This is a genomic window from Capnocytophaga sp. oral taxon 329 str. F0087 (genome assembly GCF_000213295.2).
GTDB classification, from domain to species: domain Bacteria; phylum Bacteroidota; class Bacteroidia; order Flavobacteriales; family Flavobacteriaceae; genus Capnocytophaga; species Capnocytophaga leadbetteri_A.
In genome coordinates, this window is sequence record NZ_KN390033.1 from 1 (window position 1) to 15,161 (window position 15,161).

The 15,161-nt window shown below is 43.5% G+C and carries 15 protein-coding genes and 1 tRNA gene; 9 read left to right on the forward strand and 7 right to left on the reverse strand.

Annotation, left to right across the window (positions count from 1 at the left end; all coding sequences use genetic code 11):
* The first annotated feature begins 551 nt into the window (after positions 1 to 551).
* The 8 genes from HMPREF9074_RS09455 (at position 552) to HMPREF9074_RS09490 (ending at position 10,647) form a co-directional block, all read left to right on the forward strand.
* Positions 552 to 1,511: a ribonucleotide-diphosphate reductase subunit beta gene (locus HMPREF9074_RS09455; RefSeq protein ID WP_009390266.1), complete on the forward strand. Its 960-nt coding sequence runs from the start codon at positions 552 to 554 to the stop codon at positions 1,509 to 1,511.
* Positions 1,512 to 1,518: 7 nt separating this feature from the next.
* Positions 1,519 to 2,571 carry a bifunctional diaminohydroxyphosphoribosylaminopyrimidine deaminase/5-amino-6-(5-phosphoribosylamino)uracil reductase RibD gene (gene ribD / locus HMPREF9074_RS09460; protein ID WP_009390267.1) on the forward strand — a complete coding sequence of 351 codons (1,053 nt, stop codon included), beginning with the start codon at positions 1,519 to 1,521 and terminating at the stop codon, positions 2,569 to 2,571.
* A 25-nt stretch (positions 2,572 to 2,596) separates the two neighbouring features.
* Positions 2,597 to 4,732: a GH92 family glycosyl hydrolase gene (locus HMPREF9074_RS09465; RefSeq protein ID WP_009390268.1), complete on the forward strand. Its 2,136-nt coding sequence runs from the start codon at positions 2,597 to 2,599 to the stop codon at positions 4,730 to 4,732.
* A gap of 98 nt (positions 4,733 to 4,830) precedes the next feature.
* Positions 4,831 to 5,601, forward strand: a complete 771-nt coding sequence (locus HMPREF9074_RS09470; protein ID WP_009390270.1) for a threonine/serine exporter family protein — start codon at positions 4,831 to 4,833, stop codon at positions 5,599 to 5,601.
* The gene (locus HMPREF9074_RS09475; RefSeq protein WP_009390271.1) at positions 5,588 to 6,169 is read left to right on the forward strand and encodes a threonine/serine exporter family protein; all 582 of its coding nucleotides are present in this window, start codon (positions 5,588 to 5,590) and stop codon (positions 6,167 to 6,169) included. Before HMPREF9074_RS09470 ends, HMPREF9074_RS09475 begins: the two co-directional genes overlap by 14 nt.
* 13 nt (positions 6,170 to 6,182) lie before the next feature.
* A complete protein-coding gene (locus HMPREF9074_RS09480) occupies positions 6,183 to 6,911 on the forward strand; it encodes a YggS family pyridoxal phosphate-dependent enzyme (RefSeq protein WP_009390272.1) in 729 nt (242 codons plus the stop codon).
* A gap of 151 nt (positions 6,912 to 7,062) precedes the next feature.
* On the forward strand, positions 7,063 to 9,219 hold the full coding sequence (locus HMPREF9074_RS09485; protein WP_009390273.1) for a S9 family peptidase: 2,157 nt from the start codon (positions 7,063 to 7,065) through the stop codon (positions 9,217 to 9,219).
* 30 nt (positions 9,220 to 9,249) lie between these two features.
* A complete protein-coding gene (locus tag HMPREF9074_RS09490) occupies positions 9,250 to 10,647 on the forward strand; it encodes a peptide MFS transporter (protein ID WP_009390274.1) in 1,398 nt (465 codons plus the stop codon).
* 59 nt (positions 10,648 to 10,706) lie between these two features.
* On the opposite strand, the gene HMPREF9074_RS09495 is transcribed toward HMPREF9074_RS09490, so the two are convergent.
* Both HMPREF9074_RS09495 and HMPREF9074_RS09500 read right to left on the reverse strand, forming a co-directional pair.
* Complete coding sequence (locus HMPREF9074_RS09495; protein ID WP_009390275.1) at positions 10,707 to 11,042, reverse strand: MerR family transcriptional regulator; 336 nt, start codon at positions 11,040 to 11,042, stop codon at positions 10,707 to 10,709.
* Positions 11,043 to 11,048: 6 nt separating this feature from the next.
* Positions 11,049 to 12,023, reverse strand: a complete 975-nt coding sequence (locus HMPREF9074_RS09500; RefSeq protein WP_009390276.1) for a M23 family metallopeptidase — start codon at positions 12,021 to 12,023, stop codon at positions 11,049 to 11,051.
* A 131-nt stretch (positions 12,024 to 12,154) separates the two neighbouring features.
* Here HMPREF9074_RS09500 and HMPREF9074_RS09505 point away from each other — a divergent pair, with 131 nt between their 5' ends.
* Positions 12,155 to 12,403: a Sec-independent protein translocase subunit TatA/TatB gene (locus HMPREF9074_RS09505; protein ID WP_009390277.1), complete on the forward strand. Its 249-nt coding sequence runs from the start codon at positions 12,155 to 12,157 to the stop codon at positions 12,401 to 12,403.
* Here HMPREF9074_RS09505 and HMPREF9074_RS09510 read toward each other — a convergent pair.
* From HMPREF9074_RS09510 to HMPREF9074_RS09530, 5 genes are all read right to left on the reverse strand, one after another.
* Positions 12,392 to 13,366, reverse strand: coding sequence for a LuxE/PaaK family acyltransferase (locus tag HMPREF9074_RS09510; RefSeq protein ID WP_009390278.1), 975 nt, complete (start codon positions 13,364 to 13,366; stop codon positions 12,392 to 12,394). The two genes, HMPREF9074_RS09505 and HMPREF9074_RS09510, sit on opposite strands and share 12 nt — an antisense overlap.
* A gap of 22 nt (positions 13,367 to 13,388) precedes the next feature.
* Positions 13,389 to 13,898: a J domain-containing protein gene (locus tag HMPREF9074_RS09515; RefSeq protein WP_009390282.1), complete on the reverse strand. Its 510-nt coding sequence runs from the start codon at positions 13,896 to 13,898 to the stop codon at positions 13,389 to 13,391.
* A complete protein-coding gene (locus HMPREF9074_RS09520; protein ID WP_009390284.1) occupies positions 13,898 to 14,305 on the reverse strand; it encodes a hypothetical protein in 408 nt (135 codons plus the stop codon). Before HMPREF9074_RS09520 ends, HMPREF9074_RS09515 begins: the two co-directional genes overlap by 1 nt.
* A 108-nt stretch (positions 14,306 to 14,413) precedes the next feature.
* Positions 14,414 to 14,495 (reverse strand) — tRNA-Leu (locus tag HMPREF9074_RS09525).
* Positions 14,496 to 14,644: 149 nt separating this feature from the next.
* Complete coding sequence (locus tag HMPREF9074_RS09530) at positions 14,645 to 15,058, reverse strand: hypothetical protein (protein ID WP_034540424.1); 414 nt, start codon at positions 15,056 to 15,058, stop codon at positions 14,645 to 14,647.
* Between the last annotated feature and the right edge of the window lie 103 nt (positions 15,059 to 15,161).

Genomic DNA, 15,161 nt, shown 5'->3' on the forward strand with positions numbered 1-15,161 from the left:
AAATGGGGTAATGTTTCAAATGTGTTGTTAAAATTACAATAGCTTTACAATTAGTAAAATACAAAAGAACTAAACCTTTATTTTTTCTTTACTTACTATAAAGATAAGAGTTTTTTAAGCCTATAAAGTGCTCTAAATAGTGTAAAGGGAATTATGAATTGTGGGACAAGTGGGACAGGTGGGACTGGTGGGAGGAATGAGAAGGCTGAGAGGGTTGGGAAGGCTGGGAGTGCGAGCCGCACGGGCAAAGATGTGGGACTGGTGGGAGGAGTGAGAAGGCTGTGAGGGCTGAGAGGGCTGGGAGTGGTGAGACGAGTGGGACAGGTGGGACGAGTGGGACTGGTGAGGTAAGAGCGACAAGTGGGAGTGGTGAAAGGGAATAGGTTTTTGGGAATGAGGTTATGACCTTTTTCTTGTTTTTTCTGTTTAAAAAAATAATACCCTTTGTATGAGATGATTACATTATTTTTTGTAGTTTAATTTCTGTTTTCACAAAAAATGTTGTTATCTTTGCCGCTCGTACATTTACATATATACATTAAACAAAAACAATGGGAATCTTTGACAAACGCGAGAGCTACAAACCTTTTGAATATCCGGAGGTGATGGAGTTCGTAAACGCTATGCACAAATCATTTTGGGTGCATTCTGAAGTTGAATTTACTGCCGATGTGCAGGATTTTAAATCAAACCTCTCTGCCGTAGAGCAAGAGGCTATCAAACGCGCACTGTTGGGTATTGCGCAGGTAGAAGTGTCGGTTAAAACCTTTTGGGGCGACCTATACGACCTTTTTCCTAAACCAGAATTTAACGGGCTGGGCGCTACTTTTGCCGAGTGCGAGTTCCGCCACAGTGAAGCCTATGCGCGCCTATTAGAGGTATTAGGCTATAACAATGAGTTCGAAAACCTTTTGGAAGTGCCGGTGTTCAAAGAGCGCAACACGGTGCTAAAAGAGTATCTGGCTAAAAACCGCGAAAACGCTATGGAGCGTATTCTCTTCTTTACCCTTATCATCGAGAATGCCTCTTTGTTTAGTCAGTTTGCTACTGTGCTATCGTTTGCACGCTTTAAAGGATACCTCAAAAACGTAGCCAACATCATCGCTTGGACATCGGTAGATGAGCAACTACACGCCAATGCGGGTATTTATATCCTCAAGAAGATTTTTGAAGAAAGACCTGAGATGAAAGCCAAAGCCGAAGCCGATGCTACCGACTTTATCCGCAACTACATTGTTTTAGAAGACAAGATGCTTGATTGGATTTTTGAGCAAGGCGAACTTGACTTTTTTGGCAAAAAAGACCTCGCTAACTATATGCGCTATCGCTTAGACGACTCGCTTACTCAGTTAGGACTTACTAAACCTTTCAACATCAGTGCCGATGAGGCTAAACCGATGATGTGGTTTGAAGAGGAAGTATTTAGCAATGAGTTAGACGACTTTTTCGCTAAACGACCTACCGCTTATACCAAACACGATAAGAGCATCAGCGAAAATGACCTTTTCTAAATAACCAATGACAGACCAGCAATATATACATAGATGCATACAATTAGCCCAAAACGGCTTAGGCACTACTTACCCCAATCCGGTGGTAGGTAGTGTTATTGTTTATAACGATAGGGTGATAGGCGAGGGCTGGCACGTGCGAGCAGGCGAGGCGCACGCTGAGGTACGGGCTATTGCCTCGGTAAAAGACAAACAGCTGCTATCGGAAAGTACGCTGTACGTTAGCTTAGAGCCTTGTAGCCATTATGGCAAAACGCCCCCTTGTGCCGACCTTATCATTGCGCATCGTATACCGCGGGTGGTGATTGGTTGTACCGACCCTTTTGCTAAGGTAGCCGGCAGGGGCATACAGAAGCTGCGCGAAGCTGGTTGCGAGGTGGTGGTAGGGGTCTGCCAAGAAGAGTGCGAGGCGCTTAATAAGCGGTTTTTCACTTTTCACCAGAAAAAAAGACCTTATATATTCCTTAAATGGGCAGAGACTCGCGACGGACTGATAGCGCCTTTGCACAAGCAGGAGATCGCGCCCCAATGGATAACTGGCGCTTATGCCCGCCAATATGTGCATCTGTTGCGCAGTACTGAGGCGGCTATACTCGTAGGGGCTGGCACTGTGTGGGCTGATAACCCCTCGCTAAGCACCCGCAGCTGGTACGGCAAGAGTCCGCTGCGCGTTATTATTGACCCGCGCCTAAGTACGCGCAAAGATTTCAACGTGTGGAATGACGAGGTACCAACTCTCTTTATAGCCGACCGCGATTATAAGGGCGTTAGGCATTTTGGGCAACGCACCGAGGTAGCCTGTATTGATTTTGGCGGAGAGGTGTTGCCGCAGCTCTGCAAGGTGCTTTACGAGCGCGAGGTACAAAGCCTAATAGTAGAGGGTGGGGCGCATACACTTCAGCAGTTTATTAAAGCTGACCTATGGGACGAAGCCCTTGTATTCAGAGGCGATACCGTTTTCACTAACGGACTGAAAGCCCCTCAACTATCGCACGCCTGCCTGCATTCTGTAGCCTCTTTTCCTCCAGATTTTTTAATGACAATGATAAATGACAAGTAACCAATAGGATAACCTAATAATAGAAATGCAAAAACTTAAACTTCAAACTTCAAAAATTATTATTGTAGCTTTTTTAGCTCTTGTGGCCTGCCAAACGCCCCAAGCTGACAAACAGGTGCAGCATACTGATGAGCAACTTACCCGCTACGTCAATCCGTTTATAGGTACTGACGGTATGGGCAATACCTACCCAGGGGCTACCACTCCGTTTGGTATGGTGCAATTAAGTCCGGATATAGGAATACCAGGGTGGGATAGAATTCCGGGTTACTTCTACGCCGATAGCCTCATCACTGGCTTTTCGCACACCCACCTATCGGGCACAGGGGCTGGCGACCTATACGATATATTAGTGATGCCGACCAATAGTCGGTTTAATGAGCGCATCAAAGAGAATAATGGCAAACCTTTCTCTTACTTCTCGCACCAAAGCGAAAAAGCTACTGCTGGTTATTATGCGGTAGACCTCAGTAGCTATGGCATACGTGCTGAACTTACTGCTACCCCACGTGTAGGCGTGCAGCGCTATACTTTCCCTAAAGATGACACTTCTAAAATAACGGTAGATTTGGGCTACAGTATCAACTGGGATAAGCCTACCGAAACCTATATGAAAGTGGTAGATGATAGCACCTTAGAGGGGTATCGCTACTCTACCGGCTGGGCACGCGACCAAAAGGTATACTTTGTGATGAAGTTTTCAAAACCTTTTGCCAAAAGTAGTCTTCTTTCTGAAAAAATAGACGGCAAAAGCCAGATAGGGCGAGCAGAACTGCTGTACGCTACAGCTGAAGGCGAGCAGATAGTGGTAAAAACCGCCCTTTCAATGCATAGCCTTAGCGGGGCATATAAGAATATGCAAGAGGAAGCCCCTCATTTTGCTTTTGATACCTATCGCGAGGCAGCCCGCGCCCTCTGGGAAAAACAATTGCAGAAAATAACGGTAACCAGCGATGATGAGCAGCAGAAAACCATTTTCTACACTATGCTCTACCAAACTATGTTAGCCCCGAACCTCTACAGCGATGTAAAAGAGCCTGTGCGCTACGACACTTTCTCTCTGTGGGATACCTTTCGGGCGGCACACCCCCTCTACACGCTGTTGCAGCCCGAAGCGAATGCCGATTTTATCAGTAGTTTCTTAGCCCATTACAAAGAGAATGGTACGCTGCCTGTGTGGAGTATGCAAGGGGGTGAAACCAATATGATGATAGGCTACCACGCCGTGCCTGTGATTGTAGATGCTTACTTTAAAAATATACCTATGGACGTTAAGCTGGCTTACGAAGCCTGTCGTGCCAGCGCAATGGTAGATGAACGCGAGATAGACCTTTATCGCCAATATGGCTACATACCTTACGACTTAGACAAGTCGGGCGAAAACTGGTCGGTGTCTAAGACCTTAGAGTACGCTTATGACGATTGGTGCATCGCTAAGTTTGCTGCTGCTTTAGGCAAGGGTACTGATGCTGACTATTTTGCCAGAAGGGCAGAAAACTGGCGCAATCTCTTCGACCCTCGTACTACTTTCTTCAGACCTCGAAACAGCAAAGGCGCCTTTATCAATCCGTTTAACCCAAAAGACTACACCCCTTATTTCTGCGAGAGCAATGCTTGGCAGTACCGTTGGTTTGTACCCCACAATGTATCGGGACTTATAGAGGCGATGGGGGGCAAAGAGGCTTTTGAGCAAAAACTCGACTCGATGTTTACCTTTGCTTCTACCCCTGATGAGCGTTTGCCTATCTTTAGTACCGGTATGATAGGGCAGTACGTACACGGCAACGAACCAAGTCACCACGTAGCTTATCTGTACAATTTTACCGCTCACCCTGAGAAAGCCAGTGAGCGAGTGGGCGAGATATTGCGCACCCAATACCACAATACCCCCGATGGACATTGCGGCAATGAGGACTGCGGACAAATGTCGAGTTGGTATGTGCTTAGTGCATTGGGCTTTTACCCTATCAACCCTGCTGATAGCCCCTATTATATAGGGCAACCCCTCTTTAGCAAAGCTACTTTGCATTTGGATAATGGTAAGACTTTCAGCATACGCAAAGGCAGCACTAATGGGCAGCTGCAGCTAAACGGCAAGCCTTTAGGCAGGCGCTATTTGCATTTTAAAGAGATTACCGATGGGGGGGAGCTGGTTTATTAACCCAAAAATGAGAATTATCAATTGTAAATTGTTAATTAATTTGTACCTTTGTGCCCTGATAACGAAGATAATTTTAGAAAAAACAAAGAATATAAGGAATGAAGGCTATCGAAAGAGCGGCAAAATTGTTTGCGGATATTAATGAACTGTTGATTTCCAGCGGAGCTAATACGCGTAGGGTAGAACGCAATGTAGAGCGTATCTCTAACGCACTGAATTACCACTGTGAAAGCTTCTATTCGCATTCGGCTATAGTTCTCACCGTACAAGACAAAGCTACTGGCGAGAAAGAAACCGTAGTACGCACTATTCCTCATCACGGGGTGAATTTTAGTGCTATATCTGATATAAGCATCCTCTCTTGGGAAGTCCTCGAGAAGCATTTGCCTATCGAACAAATTGAAAAACACGTAGCTACTATAAAAGCCAAACCACACTACAATATGTATGTAATGTGGTTTTTTGTGTCTATTGCCGGCGGCTCGTTAGCCTATGTATTTGGCAAAGAAAATGCTAGTTATGCTGAGTTCGGAATGTCATTCCTCGCTACGTTCTTAGGCTTAGCAGGCAGACGCATACTGCAGTTGCGCAAGTTTAACGTGTATATCTGTTGGGGTTGGGCGGCTTTCGTATCGGTGTCGGTGATGAGCATCTTTCGTCTGTTAGGGGTTGAGCATTATCACAATGCCTTAGCCGCCTGTGTGCTATGGTTGGTGCCAGGGGTGCCGCTCATCAATGGGTTTATTGATATGCTTTCGGGGTGTGTAGTGCCAGGGGTGGCAAAGCTTACCCACGCAGCTATCTTGGTATTTATGATTTCTTTAGGTTTTTATTTAGCGTTATTGTTATTTGGTTATGAGCTTCCTTGATGTATTATTAGCACTTTCTGTCCGCATCTTTTGGTCGATGTGGATTTCTATAGGTTTTGCCTTATTGTTTAACACTCCACGCCGCGCCCTTTGGATTACAGGTTTGTTAGGCGGTGTAGGTTGGGGTATCAAGTTTGTGCTTTTGGGCACTATAATGCCCGAACAGATAGTGATTACTTCCTTTTTAGGCGCCTGTGCTGTAGGGCTCTTGGCAGTCTATTTTGCACACCGCGTACATACCCCTCCTATCGTATTTACCATTCCGGCAGTTATCAATATGATTCCGGGCAAATACGGCTATGAGTTTATGATGAAAATCATTCAGATAGTAACGGTTGAAACGCCTCAGGAAGAGACCCTTGATTTGCTGTATCAAACCTTTAAATTAGGCTTACAAACGGGCTTCATCACTATGTGTTTGGCTTTTGGGGTAATCACCCCGATGCTACTTTTCAATACCTATTCGGTGAAAGGTAAAGACCTAAACGACTTTATAAAACGCCGTCTGTCGCGTCGCAAAACTAAAGCTGAGCTGGAGGGTATTATAGAAGAAAACGAGCCTGTTTAAACAATAGAAAGTAATGGAAAACATATTACAAAATATAGAGATTATTAAGCAGCGCATTGCTGCCGCTTGTACTCGTGTAGGGCGGAAGCCAGAGGAAGTAAAACTACTTTTGGCTACTAAAACCGTAACCCCTGAGCGCATCAAAATAGCGCTTAAGGCTGGGAATACTCTCATCGCTGAAAATAAAATACAAGAACTGAAGGAGAAGTACGAAGCGCTGAAAGATGTGCCCCATACCAATCACTTTATAGGGCATTTGCAAACCAACAAAATCAAAGAGATATTGCGCTATGAGGTCAGCTGTGTAGAGTCGGTAGACCGTATTGACTTGGCGCAGAAGCTGCACAACCGTTTGGCGAGTGAAGGCAAGGAACTCGACATTTTTATTCAGGTGAATACCTCTAATGAGGAAAGCAAGTTTGGGGCTGACCCCGCTGAGGTGCTCGATTTAGTGAAGCAGGTAGCACAACTGCCTACCCTACACATTAAAGGGTTGATGACCATTGGACTTTTTAGTGCCGAAACCGAAAAGGTACGCGCTTGCTTTAAACTGCTTAAACGCCTTCAGCAAGAGATTATCGCTCTTGGCTTGCCTAATGTAGATCCTCAGGAGCTTTCTATGGGAATGAGTGGCGACCTAGAAACAGCTATAGAAGAAGGCGCTACTATTGTGCGTGTAGGAACGGCTATCTTCGGGCAACGTATCTACCCTGATAGCTACTATTGGAACGAGAATAAGTAGCCCGATTATCTTTTTGCTATTTGATTATCAGTATTTTAAGAAATGCTGATAAAAAAATCTTTTGAACAATAGCCGTTATTTAAAAAATATTTCATAATATTGACGCCAAATTAATCAGGAGGCATCGTCTTTACGCATCTATTTTTTAATTATGAGAATATTATTTCTTCTTATTACCCTTTTTACGGGGATAGCTTGGGGGCAACCCGCTATTACCCTCGACAAAATATGGACGCAGGGCACTTTCTACCCGAGCCGTATGTACAATCTTAAAACCCTACAGCACGCACCTCAATACACTGTGTTAGAGTACAGTCCTGCTGATGGGGCTCAAGAGATTAACCTCTATGATTTTGCTACCCTCACCAAAGTAAAAACTATCTTTAGGGCGGCTGACCATAAGCAGTTCATGCGCCTGAATAGCTACACCTTTACCCCCAATGAGCAGCAGCTTCTCATCGCTGTTAATAGCGAGTATATCTACCGCCATTCATTCATAGCCGATTATTACCTATACGATTTGGCTAGCGGTAAGCTACGGAAAATTACTAATGATAAGATACAAAGTCCGTTAGTGTCTCCTGACGGGAAGAAGATAGCCTTTGCGCGCAATAACGACCTGTATGTGTATGATTTGGCTACCGGCAAGGAAAAACGCATCACTACTGATGGTGCTAAGAATAAGATTATCAATGGTATTGCTGACTGGGTGTACGAAGAAGAGTTTAGCACAGTGCGCTTCTTCGACTGGAATGCCAATGGTACACAGCTGGCGTTCGTCCGTTTTGATGAACAGCAAGTGCCTGAGTTTTCAATGGATGTTTATGGTGCAGGGCTTTATCCTACCCAGCAGACTTTTAAATATCCTAAAGCAGGGGAACCTAATTCGGTGGTAAGTCTTCATATCTACGACCTTGCTAAAGCTAAGACTACCCCTATAGCTTTAGAGGCGTACTACATTCCGCGCCTGCAATGGTCTAACAACCCTAAGTACCTAACGGTACAGACGCTCAATAGGCATCAAAACGACTGGCAAGTAGTGCAAGTAGATGCTCAAACTTTTCAAACACGTCCGTTAGTGATAGAAAAAAGCAAAACTTATGTAGAAATTAATGACAAAATAACCTTTTTAGCCGATAATAGCTTTATTTATCAGTCAGAGAGAGATGGCTATAATCATCTTTACCACTGCGATGCACAGGGTAAGAGCGTGCGACAGCTCACCTTTGGGCAGACAGAGGTAACCGACCTATACGGCTATGATGCCAAAAACAAACAGCTGTTTTACCAAGCTACCCAAGCCGATGGCATACAGCGTGCTATCTGTGCAGTGGGGCTCAATGGTAAAAACCAACGCACTCTTTCGGCAGTAGCAGGCACACATAAGGCTACTTTTAGCGGTGACTTTGCTTATTATATTGATGCTTTTAGCAGCGCTACTACCCCGCCACGTTATACTCTGCACGCAGCCAATGGCAAAGAGCTGAAAGAGATACTTAACAACAATGCTTTTGCTGAAAGACTAAAAGGCTACCAGCTACCTACTAAAGAATACTTTCAGGTAAAAACCTCTCGTGCTACCCTCAATGCTTATATAATGAAGCCCTTTGACTTCAACCCAGAGAAGAAATACCCTGTGCTGATGTATCAGTATTCAGGCCCTGGCTCGCAAGAGGTAGCTGATGAATGGTGGGATATGAACGATTTTTGGCACGCTATGCTCACCCAGAAAGGCTATATAGTGCTTTGTGTAGATGGTCGCGGTACGGGCTATCGTGGTGAAGAATTCAAAAAATGCACCTATGAGCAGTTAGGCAAGTTTGAGGTAGATGACCAAGCCGAAGTGGCTACTATAGTGGGGAATTATTCTTATGTAGATAAAAGTAGAATCGGTATATGGGGCTGGAGCTTTGGGGGCTTTATGTCGAGCAACTGTATCTTCCAAAAAGGTGATATCTTCAAGATGGCAATAGCTGTAGCCCCTGTTACTAACTGGCGTTTTTACGATACGGTCTATACCGAGCGCTTTATGCGTACTCCACAAGAAAACCCAGCAGGGTATGACCTCAATTCGCCGCTTACACACGCCCATAAGCTAAAAGGTAAATACTTGCTTGTGCACGGTACTGCCGATGACAATGTGCACGTGCAAAACGCAATGTCGCTCATAGAGCAATTGGTCACTCAGCGCAAAGATTTTGATTGGCTCATCTACCCCGACCGCAATCACGGTATATACGATAATACCGGCAGCACACGCTGGCAGCTATACCACAAAATGACCCAATTTATAGAAGAGAATTTATAAAATAGAACTTTTTTAATTACTAATTATACAATGGATACAAACGTAGAAAATGTGAAAAAGAAGCACCCTAAGGGGCTTTACTTAGTGTTCCTGACAGGGATGTGGGAGCGCTTTAGTTATTACGGTATGCGAGGCATCTTGATGCTCTACCTTACCAAAACATTCTTAGAAGGCGGTCTAGCATTCGACCCCCAAACAGCGAGTCTTATTTACGGGTTTGCTACAGGGCTTACCTACTTTACGCCGCTTATTGGTGGTTGGATAGCCGATAATTTCTTAGGGCAACGCAAAGCAGTGCTACTCGGGGGGCTTATTATGTTCTTTGGTGAGTTTGTGTTATTTGCTATGCACTCGCACATAGGGCTTTATTTGGGGCTCTTCTTGCTGATTATTGGTAATGGTTTCTTCAAACCTAATATCTCAGCTTTGGTAGGGGGTCTCTACGAACCTGGTGATAAACGCCTCGATTCAGCTTTCTCTATTTTCTATATGGGTATCAACCTTGGGGCTTTCTTAGCACCGCTTCTTACAGGGTTGCTTACTGACAATATCTTTGCAAGCAACGTTACTAACCCCGAAACAGGCGAAGTAGTGATGTCATTCGGTTATAAATACGGTTTCTTGGCAGCTGCTATAGGTATGCTTGTCAGCGAAGTTATATTTCTTTTATTTGCGCAAAAATATCTTGGTGATTTGGGCTTACACCCTAAAGGTGGTAAGAAAAAAGTGGCTGATGTTGAAGTGTCTGATGCACCGCTTACTAAGGAAGAAAAAGAGCGTATCGCAGTTATATTTGTATACTTTTTCTTTGCGATATTCTTCTTTGCAGGTTTTGAACAGGCAGGTTCGTCATTTACCCTTTACACCGATAAGTTTATAGACCGTGTGGTTGGTGGTTTTGAAATACCTACCGCTTGGTTCCAATCAGTAAATCCGCTATTTATAGTAGTATTAGCACCTGTATTTGCGAGCTTCTGGAATAGCAAGTTCGGACAAACGCTCACTACACCATTTAAAATGGGTACTGGTTTAATCCTCTTGGGTATAGGCTATTTCTTTATGTTAGGAGCTGTGTACGAACGCGGGGGTAGTATAGGCAACGATCCTTCTGATATGGCAGTAAAAGCAAGCCTTGCGTGGTTAGTACTTACTTACTTAACGCACACTATGGGCGAGTTATGCTTGTCGCCAGTAGGGCTTTCAATCGTTACGAAACTTTCTCCTCCTAAATTGGCAGGACTCTTAATGGGGGTTTGGATGACCGCTGCTTTCTTTGCTAATGCTGCTGGGGGTGTTATTGCTTCATATGTAGAAAAGCTAGGCCCTAGTATCGTATTTACTGTTATTTCAGGATTTGTAATTCTCTGTGGATTGGGTATGGTGTTGCTCAACAAGAAGCTACAACGTATGATGCACGGAGTGAAATAATAAAACAAAAATCAGATATTAAAAAGGGATTGCCTCATTTATGTGGCAATCTCTTTTTTTTAATTATCCATTGCCTCTTTTAGTGCTACGAGTTTTCGTTTTATCTTTTCTAATTTTGCTACTATCTCAAAGTTAGAAAGCGTCTTTTGCTTTTCATCTTTTAGCCGTTGACGTGCTCCTTCAAGGGTAAAACCTTGTTCTTTTACTAAGTGGTAAATCAGTTGCAGCTTCTTCACATCGTCGGCTGAAAACTTTCTACTTCCTTTAGTGTCCTTCTTCGGACTGATAATCTCAAATTCTTTTTCCCAAAAACGTATAAGCGAAGAGTTTACGCCAAAAGCAGTAGCCACTTCACCTATAGAGTAATACAATTTATCAGGTAGATTGATGTCCATTATCCGTTAGTCAAGAGATTGGTTTTCTTGGGTAGATACGCGTAGCATTTCAGCATATTCGTCAGCTGATAGGTTGCCGTAGTAGAAGTGTATAGGGTTGATGTGCTCGCCGTTTTTTATCACTTCGTAGTGCAAGTGAGGGGCTTCCGAACGCCCTGTACTCCCCACTTTGCCTATTAGGTCGCCACGCTTTACGTGCTGCCCTGCTCGTACATTATAGGCCGAAAGGTGCCCGTAGAGGGTCACATAGCCATAACCGTGGTCTATGCGTATGTGGTTGCCATAGCCCGATGAACCGTCGTCAGCACGTATTACTACCCCATCGCCTGTTGCATATACAGGGGTGCCTTGTGGCGATGAAAAGTCCATACCGTAGTGAAATTTGCGCGCTTTAGTAAAAGGGTCAGAACGCCAGCCATAACCCGATGCCATACGCTTCAAATCCTTGTTGTTTACCGGCTGAATAGCAGGTATTGAGGCCAAAAACTTCTCTTTTTCTTTAGATAGCTTGTTGATTTCATCTAATGATTTAGATTGTATAACTAACTGTTTCCGAAGTTTGTCCAAACGTTTAGTGGTATTGGCTACTAATTTAGAGCTACCTAATTTCTCTAAGTCTTTATATTTATTAGGGTCGAAGCCCCCTTTGCGCACGCTATCGGGTATGATAGGGGCGTTGAAGTACAACCGATACATATTATTGTCGCGCTCTTGTACGTCGGCTAATACCTGCTCTACCAATTCCATCTTTCTGTTTAAGATTTCGTAGTTGGTTTCGTAGGCTTTTATCTCGCGTGCTAACATCACCTCGCGAGGGGTGAAAAACAAGCGAGAATTGATAATAATCAGTGATAAGATACTTCCAAAAAGAGCGGCGGCTAATAAGAAAATCAAGGCGTTACGCACTTTTGTACGCTTCTTATTCCGAATGCGCTTATACGAAAGCGTCTCGGGGTCATAATAATATTTTACCTTTTTCATACGGGCAAAGGTATAAAAAAAATATCAAAATCGCTATTTTGTGAAGAAAAAAATGTAATTTTGCAGAACAGTTAGTCTATCAGCTTGTTAGCAACGACTAATTAACAAATCGACAAATCGACAAATCAACTATGGGCATTTCAGAAATATTCTTTATTCTTTTTATGGTGTTAATCCTCTTTGGGGCTGATAAGCTACCAGAGATAGCGCGTGGTTTAGGCAAAGCCGCCCGACAAGTACGCGAGGCTACCGATGAAATTAAAAACGAAATACAACGCGGTGTAAATGAGGTTACCCCTCATAACGACATAGTGCAAGAAACTCAGAAAGAAATAGAGAAGCTAAAAGACGATTTAACTATTGATAAATCAGCCGATTAGTAGATTGCAGCCTCTGATGTCGGCATTGTCAAACCTACCGAGTACTTCAAACTTGCCATCGGGGTGCAAACGACCTAAATCTTGGGTAGCAATAAAGCTACACGAATGTATGTTTGCCAAATCAATAAGGTTGATGCCACCTGTTTTTAGCGGGCGTTGGTAGCTTAGCGCATCATTAGTATCTCTTATCAGCACCTTTAGCCAACGCACCGATTCATAAAGCCCGCTCCCTGCTGAATAGGCTTGCGAGAGCAACTCAGTCATTCCGTACTCTGAATGTATATACTCCACTCCAAACCCTTCGCACAATATAGCGTGCAACTCTTCGCGTATTAACTCCTTACGCCTTCCTTTCATTCCCCCTGTCTCCATTACAATCGTATTTTTTAGCTGAAAACGATGGGTCTCTACCAAGTCTAATAGCGCAAACGATACCCCTATTAGCAGCACTTTGCGTCCGCTGCAGTCTAAAGAGGTCAGTTTTTTGGCTAATAAGTCGTATTCATTTAGGTAAAACCCGCTATCAGCACTGCCCGACCGCTCTATAAGGTCAGCAACCATAGTGATGAGCGAAGAGCCTGTGCGCTCTAAGTAGGAGGGGAGTAATGCTAAAACAGTATATTCTTCTATATTCCCATAAAAATCAGCAAATCCCTGTCGGAAACTCTGTTGGTATACTGCGAGGTCTTTCACGTAGTGGCGCGAGGTCTGACTGCCTGTAGTGCCACTGCTGGTAAATACCGTTGTAGGACGCTCATTTCCGCAGTAAACAGCTTCTGATTTAAAAAATTCAATAGGTAGAAACGGAATGTCAGTAAGCTCGCGCACCTTGTCTGGAGTACGACCAAGCAAGGTGCAAAAGCGTTGGTACACCTGATTGTGCTGGTACTGATACCCAAAAGTCTGTAGGGCAGCCTGCACAAAATCGGCATCTGTTTGTATAGAGAAAATATCAGGTAGCAAAAATAAATAAATTAGTGTTTAATTAGGGTAGTAAGTCTTTCAGAAAGCCCCAAGAGGGGTTGAATAGCAGTAGGTTAAGCCCTATGATAAGCAAAACGATGATAAACTTCAGCCAAGTGATGTGTCGCTCACGAGGCGTAGCGAGAAAACCATCGTAAAACTTGCGTGCCTGTACAGTAGCTATGCGTTTGTTGAAGTACATATCGATGAGCGTAGGCAGGTCGATAACTGAGGTCGAAGGCGGGGCTGACTCGCCCGTGCTGGTGCGCTCGCTGCTACTACTTGGGGCAGACTGTGCCGCCGACTTGTTCATTTGCGACACCAATTGGTTGTCGTAGTCGCGGCGCTTATTGGTGTCAGACAGTATGTTATAGGCTTCTTGTAGGCTTTTAAACTTATCAGTAAAGAACGTATCACCCTGATGCTTGTCGGGGTGAAAGGCTTTGGCAAGTTTTTTATACGCCTCTCTGATTTCTTCAGGCGAGGCTTTTTGGTTTACGCCTAATATTTCGTAGTAATCTTTTAACATCATTATATTCCTGCTTTTGGAGTAGAGTTATCAACACTTTCCCAGCCTATAAGTCTGCCGTTTTGAAAGGTAAGAGTAAGGGTTTTATAATGCCAACGCTCAGTAGTAGCCCCCTGAAATACGGCACTTTGCACCTCGCGTGGTCTGCCTACGGCCATTTTCACTAAATAGTTAGGCATACCCTCGGCATATAGTCCTTTTTCTATGGCGCTAACAGTGTTTTCGCCATAAGTGTTTCGCACTAAGTTCATAATAACCTCTCGCGTTTGGCGTTCGTCTACTAAGGCATTTTGCCATTTTTCGCGCAATTCTTCTATTGCCTTTTCGCGTTTGAAGTTAGCAATGCCCTGCCTTATAATCATATAAAGCAGCACAGCCACACCTATACAGAGAATAGCATAATATATCATTAGGTTGTTGTTTTTTAATGGTGCAAAAGTAAAAAATAATTAGCAGATTAGCAAATCTTTAAAGGTACTAAAAAGAAAAGGCTACCATAATTGGCAGCCTTTTGCAAGTGCGGGTGAAGGGACTCGAACCCCCACGCCGTGAAGCACTAGATCCTAAGTCTAGCGTGTCTACCAATTTCACCACACCCGCAAATGATGAATTTCTCAATGATTGACGGTGCAAAGGTACAACTCTTTTTCAAAACTGCAAATTTTTGCAGCTTTTTTTTTGAATATTTTTTTTAATCAATTAATAATTAGCAAATTAAGATACTTGTTCGTAAGTCAAAAATAATATTTCTACCTACAACCCTTTGTTGGCACTGTATCTTTTAGATGTACAGTAAGCACTATCGAATCGCGCTCTCTTACTTTTATATTATAGGCATATAAAGCTTTATGTTCTCCCAAGGTTATTATTCGTATATTGTATTTCCGATTAGGAGAAAGATAATAAAAGGGTTCCTGAAAGCGGTGAATAGATACTCCATTAATCTTTAATAACCATCTATCGCTTGGCACAAACTTATTATCTTCAATAACCTTGATGTGCAAGAGCCCTGTTATTCCTTTTTTTAGTTTATAATAGTTAATAGTATAGTCCTCTCCTTTTTTACCTATTTTCTCGTGTGGCTTAAGGGGTCTTTTAAAAGTATTACAACTGCTAAAGGCCACTAAAAGGCTAATTACAGATAGTATTACGATTTTCTTCACGCTCTTGTTCTTCTTTTTTTCGTATTTTGTAAATGTCTATACCAGCAGATATACCAGTAGATAGGCATATAAAGACATTAATCATCATAGTCCAAAATACTTT

Bases quoted from the DNA above. Each gene is read 5' to 3' on its own strand.
- HMPREF9074_RS09455 (WP_009390266.1), top strand. From the start codon at position 552: ATGGGAATCTTTGACAAACGCGAGAGCTACAAACCTTTTGAATATCCG.
- ribD (WP_009390267.1), top strand. From the start codon at position 1,519: ATGACAGACCAGCAATATATACATAGATGCATACAATTAGCCCAAAAC.
- HMPREF9074_RS09465 (WP_009390268.1), top strand. From the start codon at position 2,597: ATGCAAAAACTTAAACTTCAAACTTCAAAAATTATTATTGTAGCTTTT.
- HMPREF9074_RS09470 (WP_009390270.1), top strand. From the start codon at position 4,831: ATGAAGGCTATCGAAAGAGCGGCAAAATTGTTTGCGGATATTAATGAA.
- HMPREF9074_RS09475 (WP_009390271.1), top strand. From the start codon at position 5,588: ATGAGCTTCCTTGATGTATTATTAGCACTTTCTGTCCGCATCTTTTGG.
- HMPREF9074_RS09480 (WP_009390272.1), top strand. From the start codon at position 6,183: ATGGAAAACATATTACAAAATATAGAGATTATTAAGCAGCGCATTGCT.
- HMPREF9074_RS09485 (WP_009390273.1), top strand. From the start codon at position 7,063: ATGAGAATATTATTTCTTCTTATTACCCTTTTTACGGGGATAGCTTGG.
- HMPREF9074_RS09490 (WP_009390274.1), top strand. From the start codon at position 9,250: ATGGATACAAACGTAGAAAATGTGAAAAAGAAGCACCCTAAGGGGCTT.
- HMPREF9074_RS09495 (WP_009390275.1), bottom strand. From the start codon at position 11,042: ATGGACATCAATCTACCTGATAAATTGTATTACTCTATAGGTGAAGTG.
- HMPREF9074_RS09500 (WP_009390276.1), bottom strand. From the start codon at position 12,023: ATGAAAAAGGTAAAATATTATTATGACCCCGAGACGCTTTCGTATAAG.
- HMPREF9074_RS09505 (WP_009390277.1), top strand. From the start codon at position 12,155: ATGGGCATTTCAGAAATATTCTTTATTCTTTTTATGGTGTTAATCCTC.
- HMPREF9074_RS09515 (WP_009390282.1), bottom strand. From the start codon at position 13,898: ATGATGTTAAAAGATTACTACGAAATATTAGGCGTAAACCAAAAAGCC.
- HMPREF9074_RS09520 (WP_009390284.1), bottom strand. From the start codon at position 14,305: ATGATATATTATGCTATTCTCTGTATAGGTGTGGCTGTGCTGCTTTAT.